A 17,331-nucleotide genomic window follows, 5' to 3' on the forward strand; every position below is an offset into this window, starting at 1 on the left:
AGGATAACGCATAAGGGAGAGTTGGATATGGCTAAACAAATTCACTTTAACGGATTTATTCAGAATTCACCTTCTCCACATTCGACAGGCTTGTGGAAGCATGAAAAGGATGAAGGAGTTAAACATAATACACTTACCTACTGGATGGACATTGCTAAATTGCTAGAGAGAGGGAAATTTGATTCTCTATTTATTGCCGATGTATTAGGAACTTACAGCGTTTATAACAATAGTCATCAGGCTGCAACGGAGCATGCAGTACAGCTTCCAGCTCATGATCCACTAATTCCAATAGCAGCTATGGCTGCTGTAACAGAACATCTAGGATTTGCACCGACGATATCAGCAACATATGCACAACCGTATTCACTAGCTCGTCAGCTTTCTACGCTTGATCACTTAACAAATGGAAGGGTGGCTTGGAATGTCGTCACCTCTTATTTAGAAAGTGAAGCTGTAAACTTGGGACTTACTAGTAGACTGCCAAAAGAATTGCGTTATGATCGAGCAGATGAATTTTTGGAAGTTGTGTACAAACTTTGGGAACAAAGCTGGGAAGCAAATGCCGTTGTTTATAATCGCGAGAATGATCGTTTTGCTGACCCAGAAAAAGTACATTTAATTAATCATGAAGGAAGATTCTTTCAAGTACCTGGCCCGCATTTAGTAGAGCCCTCTCCACAGCGAACACCTGTCATTTTTCAGGCTGGTGCTTCTCCAAAAGGAAGAGATTTTGCAGCTAAACATGCGGAGGGAGTCTTTACCAAAAATCATTCCTTGGATGCATTAAAGAATTATACAGCCGATATCCGAAATCGGACAGTAAAGCAAGGGCGTAATCGAGAAGATGTACGAATCTTTCCAATGATTCTACCAATTATTGGTTCGACAGAAGAAGAAGCGTATCAAAAATATGAAGGATTAAAAGAACAGGTCAGTTACGAGGGGACAGCTGCTTTATTATCTGGTCATACAGGAATTGATTTCTCAAGTTATGACCCAGATCAATATATAGAAGATATGGAAACAGAAGCAGTACAGGGTAATTTAGATATGTACACTAAGGACCCAAATAAAAAGTGGACACTACGTGAAGCAGTGAAGAATCATGGACTTGGGAATGGGACGGTGAAATTCATTGGTACTGCCGAACAAATAGCCGATAAAATTGAAGAATGGGCTACCGTTGGCGATGCAGATGGGTTTAATATTGCCCAGTCCTATTCACCAGGGACATTCCAGGAATTTGTTGATTACGTTATACCGGAACTGCAACAGCGTGGCATCTATCGTACAGAATATGAGGGGAAGACACTAAGAGAGAATATGTTTGGTAAAGGACGTAGACATGTACCGGACAATCACCCAGCTAGAAAAGCTCAAACAACAGTTTAGAACTGTGCGAATGAATTAAATAAAGCACCGTGAGAAAGGAGGGACAGAGATGAGTACAGTTACGATCTATACATGGATCGGTTTTACTATTTTTTTAGTTGTGATGTTTTTGCTTGGCTTGGTCAGTTCAAAAAAAACCAAGAATGTGAGGGATTTTGCGATTGGTGGGGGGAATCTTGGTCCTTATGTGCTTGGTCTGTCCTTCACAGCAACTTATTTAAGTGCCGCTACGTTTCTCGGTTATCCAGGCTGGTCGCATGACTGGGGATTATCTAACCTTTGGCTGTTTTTGGCAATGATTGGTGGTGGCCCAATTGGTGTAATTATGGTAGCGAAAAGAGTAAGGAAGTTAAATAATGGACAAAAATCACTGTCACTTCCTGATTGGCTCGGTGATTTTTATAAGAGTGATATATTACGAGTAGGTACGGGGATTATATTATTATTTAATGTATTTTATATTGCTGGGCAATTCGTCGCAGGTGCCCGTATATTTGAATATTTATTACATATCCCTTATACCACAGGTTTAATTGTAATTGCAGCTATTGTTATTCTGTATGTCTTCGCTGGAGGGGCATTTGCTGATATTTACACGGACGCTGTTCAAGCAGTGATGATGGGAATTGGCGGTCTATTTATATTTGTATCGGGGATCGTTATTTTTTGGGAAGGCAGTATAACAGCAACATTTAGTGGAATTACGTCGAATTTAGCAAATCAAAATGAAAATTTGGTGCGTATTTTTAACCCAGAATCGACGCATTTTTATTCAATTGGTGTTGTGGTAGGTGCCATCGTGATTCAGTGGGCATTCGCTTCTGCCCCTCATTTGTTTAATAAAGTGTTAGGGTTGAAGAATGAGAAAGATCTAGGAAAGATGATTGTCACGTACATTGTGGCTAGTATATTTTCACTTGTTGTTTTATTTGGTGGCATCTATAGTCGTGCTGCATTAGGGGATACGGTAGTTAGCGCGGATGTAGCATTAATGGAATATATTGTCTGGGCATTTCCGGCTATTATTGTGGCTATATTTGGTGTTGTTATACTGGCAGCTGCAATGTCTACAACGGATGGTCTATTTGTTTCCATTTCAACGGTGTTTGCCAATGATATTTTTCTAAAAGTATTAGTAAAACGAGGAATAATTAAAGTAGATAACCAAAAGGCAGAGCGAATTGCTCTCATTATTAGTCGTGTAACTGTTCCAATTATAGGGTTAGTTGCCTTTCTAATTGTAGTAAGACCTCCTGCTTATATGGGTGATGTCATGTGGATTGGTATTTCTGGTGTAGCTGCAGGAACTTTAGGACCAATCTTACATGCTATTTATGGAAAAAGAAAAGCGCCAGCACGAGCAGCTGAAATTTCTATGGCTGTTGGTGTGTTATCCTATCTCATTCTGTATTTTGGAGGAATTATTCCAAGTACCATGTCAGCAGGAGCAGTAGCAACTTTCATTGGGATATTCACAATTATCATTACTGCACCATTTTTAAATCGTCACACCTATTCTTATAATCAAGCAGAGAAAACAAGTGTGTAACTTTCGTATTAGTATTACTAAGGCATAAAGCATGTGAAGAGGTGTTAATATGTTTGTAAATCCTATGCTTTCCGTCTGGTTATATGGATTTATCGTTTTCCAAGTTGTAATTGGCATTTTGCTATGGAAAGGTTATTTTAAAAATAGATAGGTAACGAATTAAAGGTAAAAAAAGCTATCGAATTATTCGATAGCTTTTTCAGGAGGAAAAAGCAATAAAGGAAAATGCTAAAAGTCTGCGCTATTCGGGTGCTTAAATACTAGAAACGGATGGAATGAAACAAGTCTTAATAGCTTGGATTTCTCTTTCAATAGGTATTTTTTGCTATTTTTTGTTTACAAGTGTATACGCATTATCGTATTCATAAGGGAGATTAGGTCACTCTATTTAATGATCAAATGATTCAACAATATGTTGACTTTATGGTAAATGGATCAATGGACAAATAACACTAATCCCCCCCAGGGCTAGTTATTATTATCTAGGGGGTTTTTTAATTTTAAAACGAATTTTTCAATCCATTTAGGAGCGGTTGATATATTTTATTATTATGTTAATATGAACGTGTTCATATAAAAAACGCGTTCATAAAATGTATAAATAAGGGGAGGTATGTAAAAAACGTTATGAGAGTAAAAGTAGATCAAATTATTTTTTGGCCATCTTTATTGGTAGTTATAGTTGCAACCTTATTCTTAGTTATTTTTAAAGAATCCGCTGGTCCAGTAGTGGAAAGCCTCATGACTGATATTACACACCGTTTAGATTGGGCGTTTGAGTTCTTAACGATCGGTTTATTTATTATTTTGGCATGGTTGATGTTGGGTAAATATGGAAGAGTGAAACTAGGGGATATAGATGATAAACCCGAGTTTTCTCGGTTTAGCTGGGGAGGTATGCTTTTTTGTGCAAGTATGGGTACCAGTATCATGTTTTGGTCGATTGTCGAACCACTTTATTATTATACGGGTCCTCCATTTGGCATCGAAGGCGAATCCACTACTGCTGCTGAATATGCAGTCAGCTATGGGCTATTTCACTGGGGTATTTCTGCATGGGCACTATACGCATTGCCAGCCGTCGTAATGGCTTATAGCTTCTATGTAAGAAAAGAGCGTTCGCTTCGTATCAGTGCGGCTTGCCGAGGTGTGCTTGGAAAGCATGCAGATGGAATTATCGGAAAAATTATTGATATATTAGTAATTTGGAGCATGATTGGCGGGTTAGGAACATCGCTAGGCCTTGGTGTCCCAATGGTATCTGCAGTAATCGGAAATCTAATTGGGATAGAGCCATCATTAGGCTTAAATATTGTTATTATTTTGATTTGGACCGTTATTTTTAGCTCAAGTGCTTATTTTGGATTATATAAGGGGATACGTAAATTAAGTGATTGGAATGTCTATTTAGCATTGGGGTTGGCGATATTTGTGATTATTGTTGGGCCAACATTATTTATTCTATCCTATTTCACAAACAGTCTTGGTTTAATGTTGGATAATTTTATGAGAATGAGTCTGTATACGGATCCAATAGAAAAAGGAGGATTTCCTCAAGCGTGGACGGTCTTTTATTGGGCATGGTTTGCAGCGACAGCCTCGTTCATTGGAATTTTTGTGGCTCGTATTTCCAAAGGAAGAACCATTCGTGAGTTAGTATTTAATGTGCTCATGTGGGGTGCATTAGGAAGTTGGCTTTATTTCGGCGTTTTTGGTGGTTACACGATGGATCTTCAATTAACTGGAAAAGTAGATTTAGTTCCTATTTTAGAACAGAGTGAGCCAGCTGTTATTGTAGCGGTCTTAAACTCACTCCCTATGCCTATCGTTGTTTCCATTTTCTTTGTTGTTTTAGGTTTTATTTTCTTAGCAACTTCGCTCGATTCTGCAAGCTATGTCATTGCTAGTGTTGCAACAAAAGAATTGTACAGTAATGCTGAGCCAGCACGTTGGCATCGATTATTATGGGGAATACTACTATCAGCATTAGCAATTAGTTTAACCATTGCAGGTGGGCTTAGTGTCGTACAAACATCATCTGTTTTAGTCTCTGTTCCGATTTTAATCATGTATATTCTATTGTCTATATCTTTGGTAAGATGGTTGAGACAGAATGAAGATCAACATGTATATGTGAAGAAACGTCGTTCGTAAATGTTCAAGTGAGGAGGCAGTTAAATGAAAAAGAAAATACAACGTGCACGTATGTGGCGTTATTTTCTCGATGCTGCTGCGGAAATTATTGAAGAAGAAGGAATTGACAATATAACTATACGAAAAATCGCAGATCGCGCTGGATATACAAGTTCTACAGCATATAACTATTTTAAGGATTTATCTCATCTCGTATTCTTTGCAGCCATGCGATTTACAACAACTTATATAGAGGAACTACCAGCATATATGGAAAAAGGCAATAATACTGTAGAAAAATGGCTATATTCATGGGAATGCTTTTGTAAGCATTCCTTTGAGCAGCCAGAAATCTACGCTATTCTTTTTATGGATAATTTGGGAGCAATACCTGAGGATCTGTTGGAAGACTATTATAGTATATACGAAGATGATCTTATTGGATTACCTGAGCAGATTAAATCCATTATTATGGAACAGAATTTCTCCAAACGAAGCGCATTGTATATCGAAAATGCAGTGGAAGAAGAATTTATTGATCGTGAAGACATTGATTATATTGCTGATGTTACGTTAATGGTCTGGAAAGGAATGATGAGTACATTCATGAATCATCGACGTAACTACTCTAAGGAACAAGCAGTGGAACGGACAATATGTTATGTGTATGAAAGCGTAATGAGAACGATTAAGCCAGATAAAAGAGTGAAAATAAATTATCGTTTTTTAGGAAATTAAGTTGCAACACAAGAAAGGAAGATAAGCTTGGTATTTAATGTTAGAGACTCAGAGGAGCGGAGAATTAAAACAGATTATCCACGTGAAATAAAGAAAGTTGACCATATTTGGATACCAATGTCAGATGGCAAGAAACTTGCGGCCACCATCTGGCTGCCTGTGGATGCCGAAGAGAACCCCGTACCTGCGATTTTAGAATATATTCCATACCGAAAAAATGATTTTACTGCAATCAGAGATTCCATACGTCATCCTTATTTTGCTGGGCATGGTTATGCGAGCATTCGAGTAGATATAAGAGGATCTGGTGATTCGGATGGTATTTTATTAGATGAGTATTTAAAGCAAGAACAGGATGATGCTTTAGACGTCTTGGATTGGATTTCAAACCAACCGTGGAGTACTGGTTCCGTCGGAATGATTGGGAAATCCTGGGGTGGATTTAGTGGCTTACAAGTAGCGGCGAGGAATCATCCGGCATTAAAAACGATTATTACGCTATGTTCAACGGACGATCGCTATGCAGATGATGTCCATTACAAGGGAGGAACGATGCTTGCTTCGGATATGCTTTGGTGGGCGTCAACGATGTTTGTTTATAATGCTAGACCACAAGACCCCAAGGTAGTAGGAGAGAGCTGGAAGGAAAACTGGTTGGATCGATTAGAGAATACGCCTCCATTTGTGGAAGAATGGGTCAGTCACCAAGTAAGAGATGATTATTGGAAACATGGTTCTGTTTGTGAAGACTATTCCGATATTAAAATTCCTGTGTTTGCTGTAAGTGGCTGGCAGGATGGCTATACCAATTCAGTATTTCGCCTAATTGAGCGTCTTCCAAATGCGAAAGGGTTGATTGGACCTTGGGCTCATGAGTATCCCGAGGTTGCTACACCGGAACCAGCAATTGGATTTCTGCAAGAGTGCCTACGTTGGTGGGATCACTGGTTAAAGGGAAATGATACTGGCATCATGGATGAACCTAAATTAACCACTTATATCCAAGATAGTGCTCCTCCTAAAGTAAGTTATGATGTGCGTCCTGGTAAATGGGTGGCAGATCAAGAATGGCCTTCCAAGAGTATCGCTAAGAAGAATTTTTATCCGAACCATATGCAGCTTTCAGAAGCAGCTAATGAAGATAGCATAACGGTTCCAAGTGTTCAACAGCATGGATTTTATGCAGGGGTATTTTGTCCGTTTGGTCAACCAGGTGACCTTCCTTCAGACCAACGATTAGAAAATGGCATGACAACCGTATTTACCTCCGAGCCAATGGAAGAAAATATGGAAATCTTAGGGTTCCCTATGTTCCATGCTACGATTGAATCAGATCAAGAACAGGCTTTATTAGCAGTAAGATTATGTGATAAAGCACCGACTGGGGAATCCACACTAATTAGCTCGGGTGTACTTAATTTAACCCATCGCAATTCACATGAGTATCCTGACAAGCTAATTCCAGGAGAAAAATATCAGGTCTCGGTACAACTAGATGCAATCGGTCAGCATATTCCTATAGGACATCGGTTAGAGTTAGCTGTTTCACCAGCTTACTGGCCGTCAGCATGGCCGTCTCCGAAAGCTGTTACACTGACCCTGCATACTGGGGAGGATACAAAGCTTTCATTACCAATTAGAAAAGCGCAATCTAACGATGAACAGGTACGATTTGAAAACCCTGAAATCGCTCAGGTAATGGAAAAGAAAGTATTACGCATGGAAGAACGAAGCAGAAAAGTTAGTCATGATACAGTGACAGGAGCATGGAAATTAGAAGATTATTCCGATGAAGGGGAACGGAAATTAGTAACCAATGGTTTAGAGTATGGAAGTAAAAATAAAAATACCTATACGATTAAAGAAAACGACCCCTTATCGGCAACGGCTTCTTGTGAATGGGAACTAAAAGTTGGCAGAGGTGATTGGCAGACTAAGTTAGTTACTTTTAGTGAAATGACGAGCGACGAAGCAAACTTTTATTTAACAAATACCATGTCAGCGTTTGAAAACGGCGAAAAGATATTCAGCAAGACATGGAATAAGGAAATAAAGAGGAACTATATGTAGAATCGTGTCCCGAGATAAATTATCTCGGGCACTTTACATATTGATCGAAAAGGAAGTGTCGAGGTTTACATTTCACCTATTTAAACGTACAATTCTAGCTATATAGTATTTCAGTATATGGAAAGGGTAGGGTAGAATGACAAACTATATTGGATTTGCAGGAACCTATACAAGGGAAAATAGCAAAGGAATCTATCGTTTTGAGCTGGATACCCAAGAACAAGTATTACATGCAGTAAAAGCTGTTGCTACTGTTGGTAGTCCTACATATGTAACCATTAGCGATGATAACCGTTTCTTATTTGCTGTTGGTCAGGACGGCGATTTGGGAGGTGTACATGCTTATCAAATAGATGGAGAAGCGGAACTAAACAAACTAAATGAACAGCTTCTAGAGGGAAGAGCGCCATGTCATGTCAGTGTTCATGATGGAAAAGTGGTATCAGGGAATTATCACAAAGGTGAAGTTGCTATCCATGCTCTTCATACAAGTGGCAAGATAGAAACTGGCTCATTTGTAACGCATGAAGGGAACGGTCCACATGAACGACAGGAAAAATCCCATGTCCACTTTGCTGGATTTACTCCTGATGGGAGTTATGTTGTCGTATGTGACTTAGGTACAGATGAGGTCGTCACGTATCGTGTGGAAAACAATAAATTGGTTCGACATCAAACATTACATACGAAACCAGGCAGTGGTCCTCGTCATATTGTATTCCACCCAAACGGGAACACAGCCTACGTTCTGACAGAATTAAGTTCAGAAGTCATTGTACTTGATTATCATGCAAGCGAAGGTAGGTTTACAGAAAAACAAACAATCCTTGCGAAGCCAGAGGATTTTACAGATACAAATGATGCAAGTGCTATTCACATTTCATCTGATGGAAAGTTTGTTTATACGGGGAATCGTGGACATAATAGTATTGCGGTCTTCCAAGTAGAGGAAAAAAACGATCAGTTAGCATTGGTTGAATGGACAGCTACTGGCGGAGAGTGGCCCCGTGATTTCGTTTTAGATCCAAGTGAATCGTTTATCATTGCATCGAATCAACATAGTGGAAATCTCGTATTATTTGCTCGGGATAAAACAACTGGCAAATTAACAAAACAAGACAGTGAAGTCGAAGTGCCAGAAGTTGTTTGTGTGAAATTTATGAGTTAAAGAATTAATCTCAGAGAAAAGACACCACCATAACCATTTTGTTGAATCCGTGGTGTCTTTTTGATTAGAGGATGTATGGTAGAAGTAACACTCTGATGAATAAGGCAATTGCATTTCTGACCTCATATGAATTGTAGACAACAAGAATTATAGGCTAGGAACCAAACGGCCAAACAAATTGTTCCATCGATGGAGTCAGATGGAAATGTGGATTTTGGGCTGCCTATATGCTAGCTGAATTGTGTCAGTTTATTCCATTAATGTACCGATTGCGGTGCCTTACGAAACTCATGATAAGTGGATGTACCATTTGCTCCAGGCTCTACTGTGATTTAAAAAAACCATCATCAATGCTGTTTTAGCTGTAGCCTAAACAAATGGAGAATCGAGAAGTCTTGCCACCAGTTTTGCTTAGTGGTAATATAAAAGGAACAAAGACATCTATATTAGATGCTGATTAATACATATAAGCACAAAGTGATCCTATAAATCACTTTCATTTTTTTATAAAAAAATGAAGCGCTTACAATATTATTGTATTTGATGGAGGTGTTAATTCGTGGCAGAGAAAAATGTAATAGAGGGTGCGAAAGAATTTTATTTTCCTGGTAGTCAAACGGGGGTGCTAGTAATTCATGGATTCACAGGTTCTACCCAAAGCATGCGATTTCTTGGTGAACAACTTGCTAATGCTGGTTTTACGGTTTTTGGACCACGTTTAATCGGACATGGGACATCGCCAGAAGATATGGAAAATGCAACCTATCAGGATTGGATTCAAACAGTGGAAAAAGGATTAGCAAAACTTCAAGAAACATGTAAGGAAGTTTATGTGACGGGGCTTTCCATGGGAGGGACATTAACGCTTTATCTTGCTGAACACCATCCAGAGATAAAGGGAATTATGCCAATCAATGCGGCTATTCATATGCCAGAAATGATCAAAAATTATCAAGAGCTTATTAACTCAAATACCCGCTTTATAGATGGGATCGGTTCTGATATCAAAAAAAATGGGGTTGAAGAATTAGCTTATAAACAAACACCTGTTAAATCGATGGGAGAAATTATTGCATTAACCAAGAAAGTAAGGGAACAATTATCAACAATTAACATACCAGCCATGATCTTTGCATCTTCGGTAGATCATGTAGTTCCTCCGGAAAATTCTCAAGAAATCTACCAATCTATTTCATCAAAAGAACGTTCTATTGTGTCTTTAGAGCTTAGTTACCATGTTGCAACTTTAGATCATGATAAGGAATTAATAGCCGAGAAATGTATTGCATTTATCAAAGGTTAATGGCCAGCATTTCCACGTGTTATCCTATGTGAAGGTCTTACCCATATTAAAATTCGGGGAAGGATAGGATGATCCATTCCTCGAACTTTATGAGATGATGTAGGAACTATGCAGTTTCTTGTTTTGCCTTAGGTTTTATTGCTCTTGAATGGTATAAATTAAAGAGAGCAAGTGCTACAATAACAATTACTGCACACACGAGATAAAGATTCGCATACCCTACTCCTGATGCGACAATTCCCCATATGAATGATCCAATTGCAATCCCGGAATCATAGAGAATAAAGAACGTTGATGTTGCATGAGAACTTCTGTTTTTTGGTGAAGCTTGTATAGCCATTGTTTGGAAACTTGGTAAGATGGTACCATATCCAAGACCAATAAGAACAGCTGATAATAAAAGCATCCAAGGTGAATTGGTCAAACTTAGTGCAATTAGTCCCATAGTAAACATAATTAAGCATGGGAATATAACAAATTTCGGTCCCTTAGAATCAAATGACCTTCCAAAGTATGGTCTTGATAAGAGCATAACTGCGGCAAATACAACAAAGAAATAACTCGCTGTTGATGCTAGTCCTAAAGTATTGGCGTATACAGAAATGAAGGACATGACACTTGCATAAGCTAACGATACTAAACTGCAAATGAGTGCAATCGTTATAGCCTTTGTTTCGATAAAGTCATGGATCGTTAATTTTCGCTTCCCTTTTTCAGGAGCATTCGCTCCTCTTGGCACCTGTACCATGATTGAATTAATGACAGCTACGATCATTAATACCGCTAAAATAATGAATAAGTTTTGAAAACTCGTAAATTGTAATACGGTTAGCCCAATGAAAGGTCCGACAACAACTGCTAGATTCATTGCCATAGCAAAATAGCCAAGGCCAGCACCTCGTCGTGATGGTGGGATAATATCTGCTGCTATCGCCCCTGTCGCAGTTGTAATGACACCAAATGATAAACCATGAAAGAAACGTAAAGCTAATAAAGACATAAATGCGTCAATTACTGGATATAGAAATGAAGTTACTGCAAAGCTTGCCACACTAACTACTAATCCCATTTTCTTTCCGGTCTTATCTAATAATTTAGCGGAAAAAAGACGGACAATAATTGCTGCTAATAACATAGCAGTTACCACTAACCCACCTTCAGCTTCTGTCCCTCCTAAATTATCGATGACATAAATAGGTAAGGTTGTCATTAAAGCATAAAACGACATGAAAATTAAGAATTGTGTCATCGAAATGCTTATAAAACTTTTCGTCCATATTTTTTGTTCTTGACTCATATTACTTCTCTCCTGTTGCTAATTTTTCCAATAATCGATACAAATGATTCCTTTCTTCTGGTGATAAATGAGTCACCATATCTTCATCAAATGTATCCATTGTTTCTTGAACAACCGAAAAATTTTGTTTTGCATAGTCGGTTAATTCAATGACTCGTTCGCGTTTATCCTCTCCTTGTCTTCGAACAATCCAACTACCTTTTTCTAAACGAGAAAGCGTTCGTGTAACGGTTGGCGCTTCAATGTTTAAATATTTCCATATATCTGTTTGTGTCATTGGCCCAAATCGCTGAATAGAAAAAATAATAGACCATTGGGAAGCATACAACCCATGGTCACTGAGTCGTTTGTTCATTTCTTTGGTTAAATAGCGAAAACGTTGATTTAATAAATGGAGCAGATCCCGATTTGTTATGTTATTCACAAGTACCATCCTCAACTTATATTTACCTAGGTAAATAATATACTCGATCTATTTTATACCTTGGAAAATAATTTGTAAAGCCTAGTATTTAACTCGGCTTTTAATCATCAATATAAAAGGGTAGATAATTCTTCTCTCCTTTGACTTGCAATCTATCCATTTATCCAAAATACGCAACATTATGAAGACTTATAATTACAATAAGCATTAGTAAGACAATCATTCCAAGATGAATGAATTACCTTTTTAATTAGGTATGTAATGCTTAGTATTAAATTGTACATCGTCATAAGAAAGAATGCCATAGCAAGGAGTAACGATGTCAAATTGATAATTATATCAATATTCATGAATGATGCCTCCAGCGAACGCGACTTTTCACTACGTTATTTAGTCAATCCATCCTGATTATTTTTAACCCTATTTCTTAGTGGGGTAATCCAGTAATTAGTACAAAAATCAAAGCAGTTATCGGTTTAATAGGAAAATAGTATTGTTTTTGGTTAAGTGTTTTGAGCAGACTGCAGTTTTTCTGTGAATTTGTTGAAAAAGAAAAGAAACACCAGGACTTTATACCTAAAATAAGACCAGTTGCATGAAAGATAGATATCTTGCAAAACTATTATACTATTTTAAAAATAGTATAATATTCAGATTTTAATCTATTGATATTTTGCTAAGATAGTATAAAAGATGGTAATGAATACATCTATATAAGCGATAAGTATTGAGTCGAAAGGTTGTATGGAAAATGAAAAAATCATTAGCAATTGCTTTTTGCATCGTTTTAATAAGCTCCAGTCATGTGGCAGCTGATAAAGAGATGTGGTATTCCATTTTTCAAATGAAGAGTTGGATAAACGAGCATACGGAAGATAATTTTAAACAAAATATTTTAAATGACTATCTTTTAAATCATCAACAAAACTACGTTGAAGAAAGACTAGAGCAACTTGGTATAGATTCTAGACTAGAGATTCAGCAGTATGGAGAAGCGTATGAGGAACAAATCACCGAAGCAATAAGTAAATCGAATTATGAACGGTTGGACAATTATTCAGAGAAAAAGAAGCCTGAGATACAACAAGGTATATCAAATAATGTTCGTCGTTCACTGGAATCGTGGTTATATCAATAGGATTCAACAACGAGTCCTTCCAAATAATAAAAGCAAGGGGAGAGTTGAGAATGAAACTAGGATTAGGAACTTTAAAATCGAAAGTTGCTGCGGGAGTCATTGGAGTAGGGATATTATCAAGCGCTGGTGTAGTATTTGCTAATACGGATGCAGGGATAACTATCCGCCAGTGGTATGACGGGATGTTTAATGATTCTGTAGCGACAATTGAAGAAGAAGTTAACGAGTACGGTGAAAGCAAGCTGCCGGAACTAGAAGAGAAATATGGTCAATTGAGGCGTGATGCATCGTTAGATATTGATTTAGCTCGAACAGAGGAGACAGCAGCATCCCTTCAAGAAGTCGTCGCTGCAAAACTAGAACATATTGAATCGTTGAGTGAAGAAGAAAGCATGATTTTAGAGGAGATGGGATTACAGTTCTATAATGTGTTTCTTGATGGGTACCTAGAGATTGAAAGATTAGGAGTAGAAGGTCTTCAATACGCAACCAATGATTTAACAGCATTTACAGAACAATTGGGAGATGAAGCGGTAAACCAATTAACTTCTGATTTAACCGAAGCAAAGTCGCAAGCGGTTGCTGAGTTGGAAGAAGCAATTGCCAATGCGCAAGCTGATTTGGAAGCGGAAATTGCAACGAATGAGGAAGTAACGATACGTAATCTACAAAACCAAGTGGATTGGGCAATAAACGATTTAAGAGAAACGGTTACGGAATTAATTGGAGGATTGGTAGAAGAACAACAAATCATAATTACGGCAACGGCACAAACACTAGAAAATGAGGCTAAAGCAGCGCTTGATGAAGTGGTTTCAGGGATAAATGAGTAATTTCGAACTGTGATGAATCACCTGTGAAGGGGGGAGAAGCAGGTGGCAGATAGACAAATCAATGGCGAACGAACAAAGAATAAGAAAATATGTCGATGGACGTTTTGTATAGTACTATGTATGTTGTTAACAGGTGGCGCATATACGGCTGTCTTTGCAGAGCAGAATATAACGGGGATGCTGACAAATTGGTTTCAACAAAAAACCGATGAAGCAATTGATCATATCGAATTGGAAATTTCAGCTGTGCAAAACGAACAAACGAATCGTCTGAATGATGCCTTGAAAGAAGAGGTAGAGGAAGCTGAACGCGATTTAAATGAAACGGTTCGTATTGAAATTAAGGCACGAACAAAAGAATTGCAACGTTATACGGATACGTTAATCAATAAGATTGAAAAGCAAAACAATCAGGATGGAACGATCGATCCAGCTCAGCTGAAAGAATTAGATCAAATTGTTCAAGAAGCGAAAACAAAAATGCAAGAAGTTACAGAATAGCAATAATTCTTTATCGAACAGAATATTGAAGTGTAGAAAAACCATCGGTCTTTCTACACTTATTTTTATGATAAATATTACATGAAGTAGTAGGTTAGTGTTGTTGTGATTTTATAAACCTATTATTCTCTCCGCTTCTGTCTGCTCTTCTGTAGTCACTTGGAATAGGTAACTCCCACAAACACAAATGATCAGGTTTACTAGCAATCCCCAAAGACCGCTAAATACGCCAAGCGGTTCCATATTTATAAATGTCATCAAGCTTGCTAAAATTGTCCCCACAATCATTCCAGTAAAAACAGAAGCTGTATGAAGCTTTTTCCAGTATAAGCCGAGAATAAATGCGGGAGCAATCTGTATGAGTAACTCAAATTTCAAAACAAATATTTCGTATAACGTTGCTGGAGGGTACCATGCTAACAATAATAAAACAGCAACGGCCAGAATTCCGGAAATTTTTCCAACAATAATTTGTTTATGTTCAGATGCCTTTGAATTAATGAACTTACCATATAAATCTTTGGATATTACGGAAGAGAAGGTTAATAATACGGAATCCGCAGTAGAAATAATTGCTGCAATTATCCCTCCGAATAATAGAATCATTGCCCAATAGAAAAAGGCATTTTGCGATGCAATTACATTCGCCATCATCCCAACCAATTGTTCGGACTCCATGACATCCAACTTCGGAAAAGCGTTTATACCAATAATACCAACAAGAAAAATAACCCCCGTTGTAATAAACGGCATCCATGCCATACCAATCAGTGAGTTTTTTAATGTACTTTCGTTTTTGGCAGAAAAGATACGTTGAATTGCATGGGGATAGATTGCTGCACCTATACACGTAAGGAGCAACATGCTAAACCATCCAGAAATTCCACTCGCTTCCGGGACACCAAGTTTTTCTGGCGAAAGTGTAGCCATATAATTGGCTGAAGTAGGAAGACCGCCGAAGTAAATAATAGAACCGATTACAAGTATGCAAACACCGAAGAGGAGCGCAATTCCTTGCATTGTATCCGTATAGGCTACTGCACGCATACCGCCGAGCCAACTGTAAATTAACATAATAATGATAAAAAACACAACAGCAATTTGATATGGAATGGTTCCTCCGGTCAATCCAGAAACACCCTGTCCAACTGCAACTAATTGTTCTAATAAATAATTACCTAGACCATAGAGCATAAGAAAAGATCCTAAAATGGTAATGCCTTTAGAGCGAAATCGTTTATCTAACCAATCGGATGGCGTAATGAAGTTATGTTTTCTACTTAGGGCATACAATCGGGGCGCAAATAATAGGTAGCCGACCATGACTAATATCATAAAAGTGATCGATTGAATCCATTCGAAGCCAATTCGATATCCTTGTGGTGCATACCCAATGATCGTATTTCCACTATATTGAGTGGCATAAAAAGTAAAAAAAAGCACCATGATACTTAAACCTTTTCCACCCAAGTAATACTCTTCATTACTATTTCGTAGATTGCGGTTTCTTAAAAATGTAAACAGTCCAATTCCTAGCATCAATAAACCGTAACTCGCCATAATCAGGATTCCTGCCCAGCCACCAAAAGCTAGTTCTTGTTCCATTTGTTATCCTCCTTTCTCTCCGTAGTTATTTCCTCCGTTATCCAGAGTCGTTTAATAGCGAAGGTAATCGTTGCTGAAAAGGCTATTGAGACAAACAGGATAATCCATGCCCAGTAAGGAATCCCAAGAATAATCGGTTTATAGCTACCTGTTGGAAAATACCATGGAACGCTTAATAAGAACAGCACACCGAAAACAACCCATAACTTCCAATTTTTAATTGGTTCCTTTATTAGTTTCATACTATAATCTCCTTGCTTAAAATTTGGATGGATCATGTAAATCCGTAATTTTACCTGCCTTGCTAACTTGGCCAGGAGTTTCATGGGAAAGTAGAGACTGAAGATGAATAGAACTATCTATCAGGCTGTCTAACTTAGCATTCAAGTCATAACCCATAAAATAAAGCATATGGACGACATCTTCTGTGCATATATTTCCAGTTGCTCCTGGAGCAAATGGGCATCCGCCAATTCCACCTAAAGATGAATCAAAATGCGTAACCCCTGCTTGGATGGCTTGAATAACATTTGCTAATCCCATACCTCTGGTATTATGGAAATGCATGGTCAGTTGGAGGTCTGGAAAAAAGGTGAGTACTTGTTTACATAATTGATATACTTGTGTGGGTGTAGCCATTCCAGTGGTATCTGCTAACGTAATGTTTTCTATGCCCAAACTTTTGTATGCTTCGATTAATAGGAGTACTTTAAATTCAGATACCTTCCCTTCGAAAGGACAGCCAAAGGCAGTTCCAATGGAACCATTGCGTATCACCGGTTTATCAGACAAATAATCGATGATTAATTCGAATTGATCATATGTTTGTTGGATGGATTGTCGGATATTTTTTTGATTATGTGTCTCACTCGCCGATACAACCAAATTAACTTCGTCTACATGGCATTTCATTGCTCTCTTGGCCCCAATCACATTAGGGATGAGTGCACTATACGATATTTGTGGATTCCGCTGTATCGATGTCATTACTTGCTCAGCATCTGCCAAATTAGGTACTGCGTTCGGAGAAACAAAGGATGTGACTTCGATTTTGTCTAAACCTGTTTGACTAAGTTGATTAAGTAAATGTATTTTATCTTTGGTTGGAAGAAATTGGTCTTCATTTTGTAAACCATCCCTGGTAACCACTTCGTGAATATATATTTGTTTACTCATA

Annotated in this window: 15 protein-coding genes; 10 read left to right on the forward strand and 5 right to left on the reverse strand. The window is 38.0% G+C overall.

Features of this window, described 5'->3' with window-relative positions; translation table 11 throughout:
- Positions 1–27: 27 nt before the first annotated feature.
- The 7 genes from BN990_RS05030 to BN990_RS05060 all read left to right on the forward strand — a co-directional run bounded on the left by BN990_RS05030 (position 28) and on the right by BN990_RS05060 (position 10,356).
- Entirely contained in the window at positions 28–1,395 is a 1,368-nt protein-coding gene (locus BN990_RS05030; RefSeq protein ID WP_038242781.1) for an LLM class flavin-dependent oxidoreductase, read from the forward strand.
- A gap of 49 nt (positions 1,396–1,444) precedes the next feature.
- Positions 1,445–2,944, forward strand: coding sequence for a sodium:solute symporter family protein (locus BN990_RS05035; RefSeq protein ID WP_021289332.1), 1,500 nt, complete (start codon positions 1,445–1,447; stop codon positions 2,942–2,944).
- 627 nt (positions 2,945–3,571) lie between these two features.
- The gene (locus tag BN990_RS05040; RefSeq protein WP_038242783.1) at positions 3,572–5,098 is read left to right on the forward strand and encodes a BCCT family transporter; all 1,527 of its coding nucleotides are present in this window, start codon (positions 3,572–3,574) and stop codon (positions 5,096–5,098) included.
- A 24-nt stretch (positions 5,099–5,122) separates the two neighbouring features.
- Complete coding sequence (locus BN990_RS05045; RefSeq protein ID WP_021289329.1) at positions 5,123–5,815, forward strand: TetR/AcrR family transcriptional regulator; 693 nt, start codon at positions 5,123–5,125, stop codon at positions 5,813–5,815.
- A 27-nt stretch (positions 5,816–5,842) separates the two neighbouring features.
- The gene (locus BN990_RS05050; RefSeq protein ID WP_021289328.1) at positions 5,843–7,885 is read left to right on the forward strand and encodes a CocE/NonD family hydrolase; all 2,043 of its coding nucleotides are present in this window, start codon (positions 5,843–5,845) and stop codon (positions 7,883–7,885) included.
- Positions 7,886–8,021: 136 nt separating this feature from the next.
- Positions 8,022–9,053 (forward strand): lactonase family protein, encoded by a 1,032-nt coding sequence (locus BN990_RS05055; protein ID WP_038242791.1) that lies wholly within the window; start codon positions 8,022–8,024, stop codon positions 9,051–9,053.
- A 559-nt stretch (positions 9,054–9,612) separates the two neighbouring features.
- Positions 9,613–10,356, forward strand: coding sequence for an alpha/beta hydrolase (locus BN990_RS05060; RefSeq protein ID WP_021289326.1), 744 nt, complete (start codon positions 9,613–9,615; stop codon positions 10,354–10,356).
- A 106-nt stretch (positions 10,357–10,462) separates the two neighbouring features.
- Here BN990_RS05060 and BN990_RS05065 read toward each other — a convergent pair whose 3' ends face one another.
- Positions 10,463–11,653: an MFS transporter gene (locus BN990_RS05065; RefSeq protein ID WP_038242792.1), complete on the reverse strand. Its 1,191-nt coding sequence runs from the start codon at positions 11,651–11,653 to the stop codon at positions 10,463–10,465.
- A 1-nt stretch (position 11,654) separates the two neighbouring features.
- Positions 11,655–12,077 (reverse strand): MarR family winged helix-turn-helix transcriptional regulator, encoded by a 423-nt coding sequence (locus tag BN990_RS05070; protein WP_051739026.1) that lies wholly within the window; start codon positions 12,075–12,077, stop codon positions 11,655–11,657.
- A gap of 751 nt (positions 12,078–12,828) precedes the next feature.
- On the opposite strand from BN990_RS05070, the gene BN990_RS05075 reads away from it, so the two are divergent.
- Genes BN990_RS05075 through BN990_RS05085 form a run of 3 tightly spaced genes read left to right on the forward strand, consistent with a single transcriptional unit; the run spans position 12,829 to position 14,549 of the window.
- Complete coding sequence (locus BN990_RS05075; RefSeq protein WP_038242794.1) at positions 12,829–13,215, forward strand: hypothetical protein; 387 nt, start codon at positions 12,829–12,831, stop codon at positions 13,213–13,215.
- Between the two features lie 50 nt (positions 13,216–13,265).
- Positions 13,266–14,048 (forward strand): hypothetical protein, encoded by a 783-nt coding sequence (locus BN990_RS05080; protein ID WP_038242795.1) that lies wholly within the window; start codon positions 13,266–13,268, stop codon positions 14,046–14,048.
- A 42-nt stretch (positions 14,049–14,090) separates the two neighbouring features.
- Entirely contained in the window at positions 14,091–14,549 is a 459-nt protein-coding gene (locus tag BN990_RS05085) for a hypothetical protein (RefSeq protein ID WP_038242796.1), read from the forward strand.
- 111 nt (positions 14,550–14,660) lie between these two features.
- Here the strand turns inward: BN990_RS05085 and BN990_RS05090 are convergent, their stop codons facing one another.
- Genes BN990_RS05090 through BN990_RS05100 form a run of 3 tightly spaced genes read right to left on the reverse strand, consistent with a single transcriptional unit; the run spans position 14,661 to position 17,330 of the window.
- Positions 14,661–16,154: a sodium:solute symporter family protein gene (locus BN990_RS05090; protein WP_038242797.1), complete on the reverse strand. Its 1,494-nt coding sequence runs from the start codon at positions 16,152–16,154 to the stop codon at positions 14,661–14,663.
- Entirely contained in the window at positions 16,139–16,396 is a 258-nt protein-coding gene (locus BN990_RS05095; protein WP_038242798.1) for a hypothetical protein, read from the reverse strand. The genes BN990_RS05090 and BN990_RS05095 overlap by 16 nt, the downstream gene beginning before the upstream one ends.
- Before the next feature lie 16 nt (positions 16,397–16,412).
- A complete protein-coding gene (locus BN990_RS05100) occupies positions 16,413–17,330 on the reverse strand; it encodes a hydroxymethylglutaryl-CoA lyase (RefSeq protein WP_021289317.1) in 918 nt (305 codons plus the stop codon).
- Position 17,331: the final 1 nt, after the last annotated feature.

Origin of the sequence: Virgibacillus salexigens (assembly GCF_000723585.1) — a bacterium.
Lineage (GTDB): Bacteria > Bacillota > Bacilli > Bacillales > Amphibacillaceae > Virgibacillus > Virgibacillus salexigens.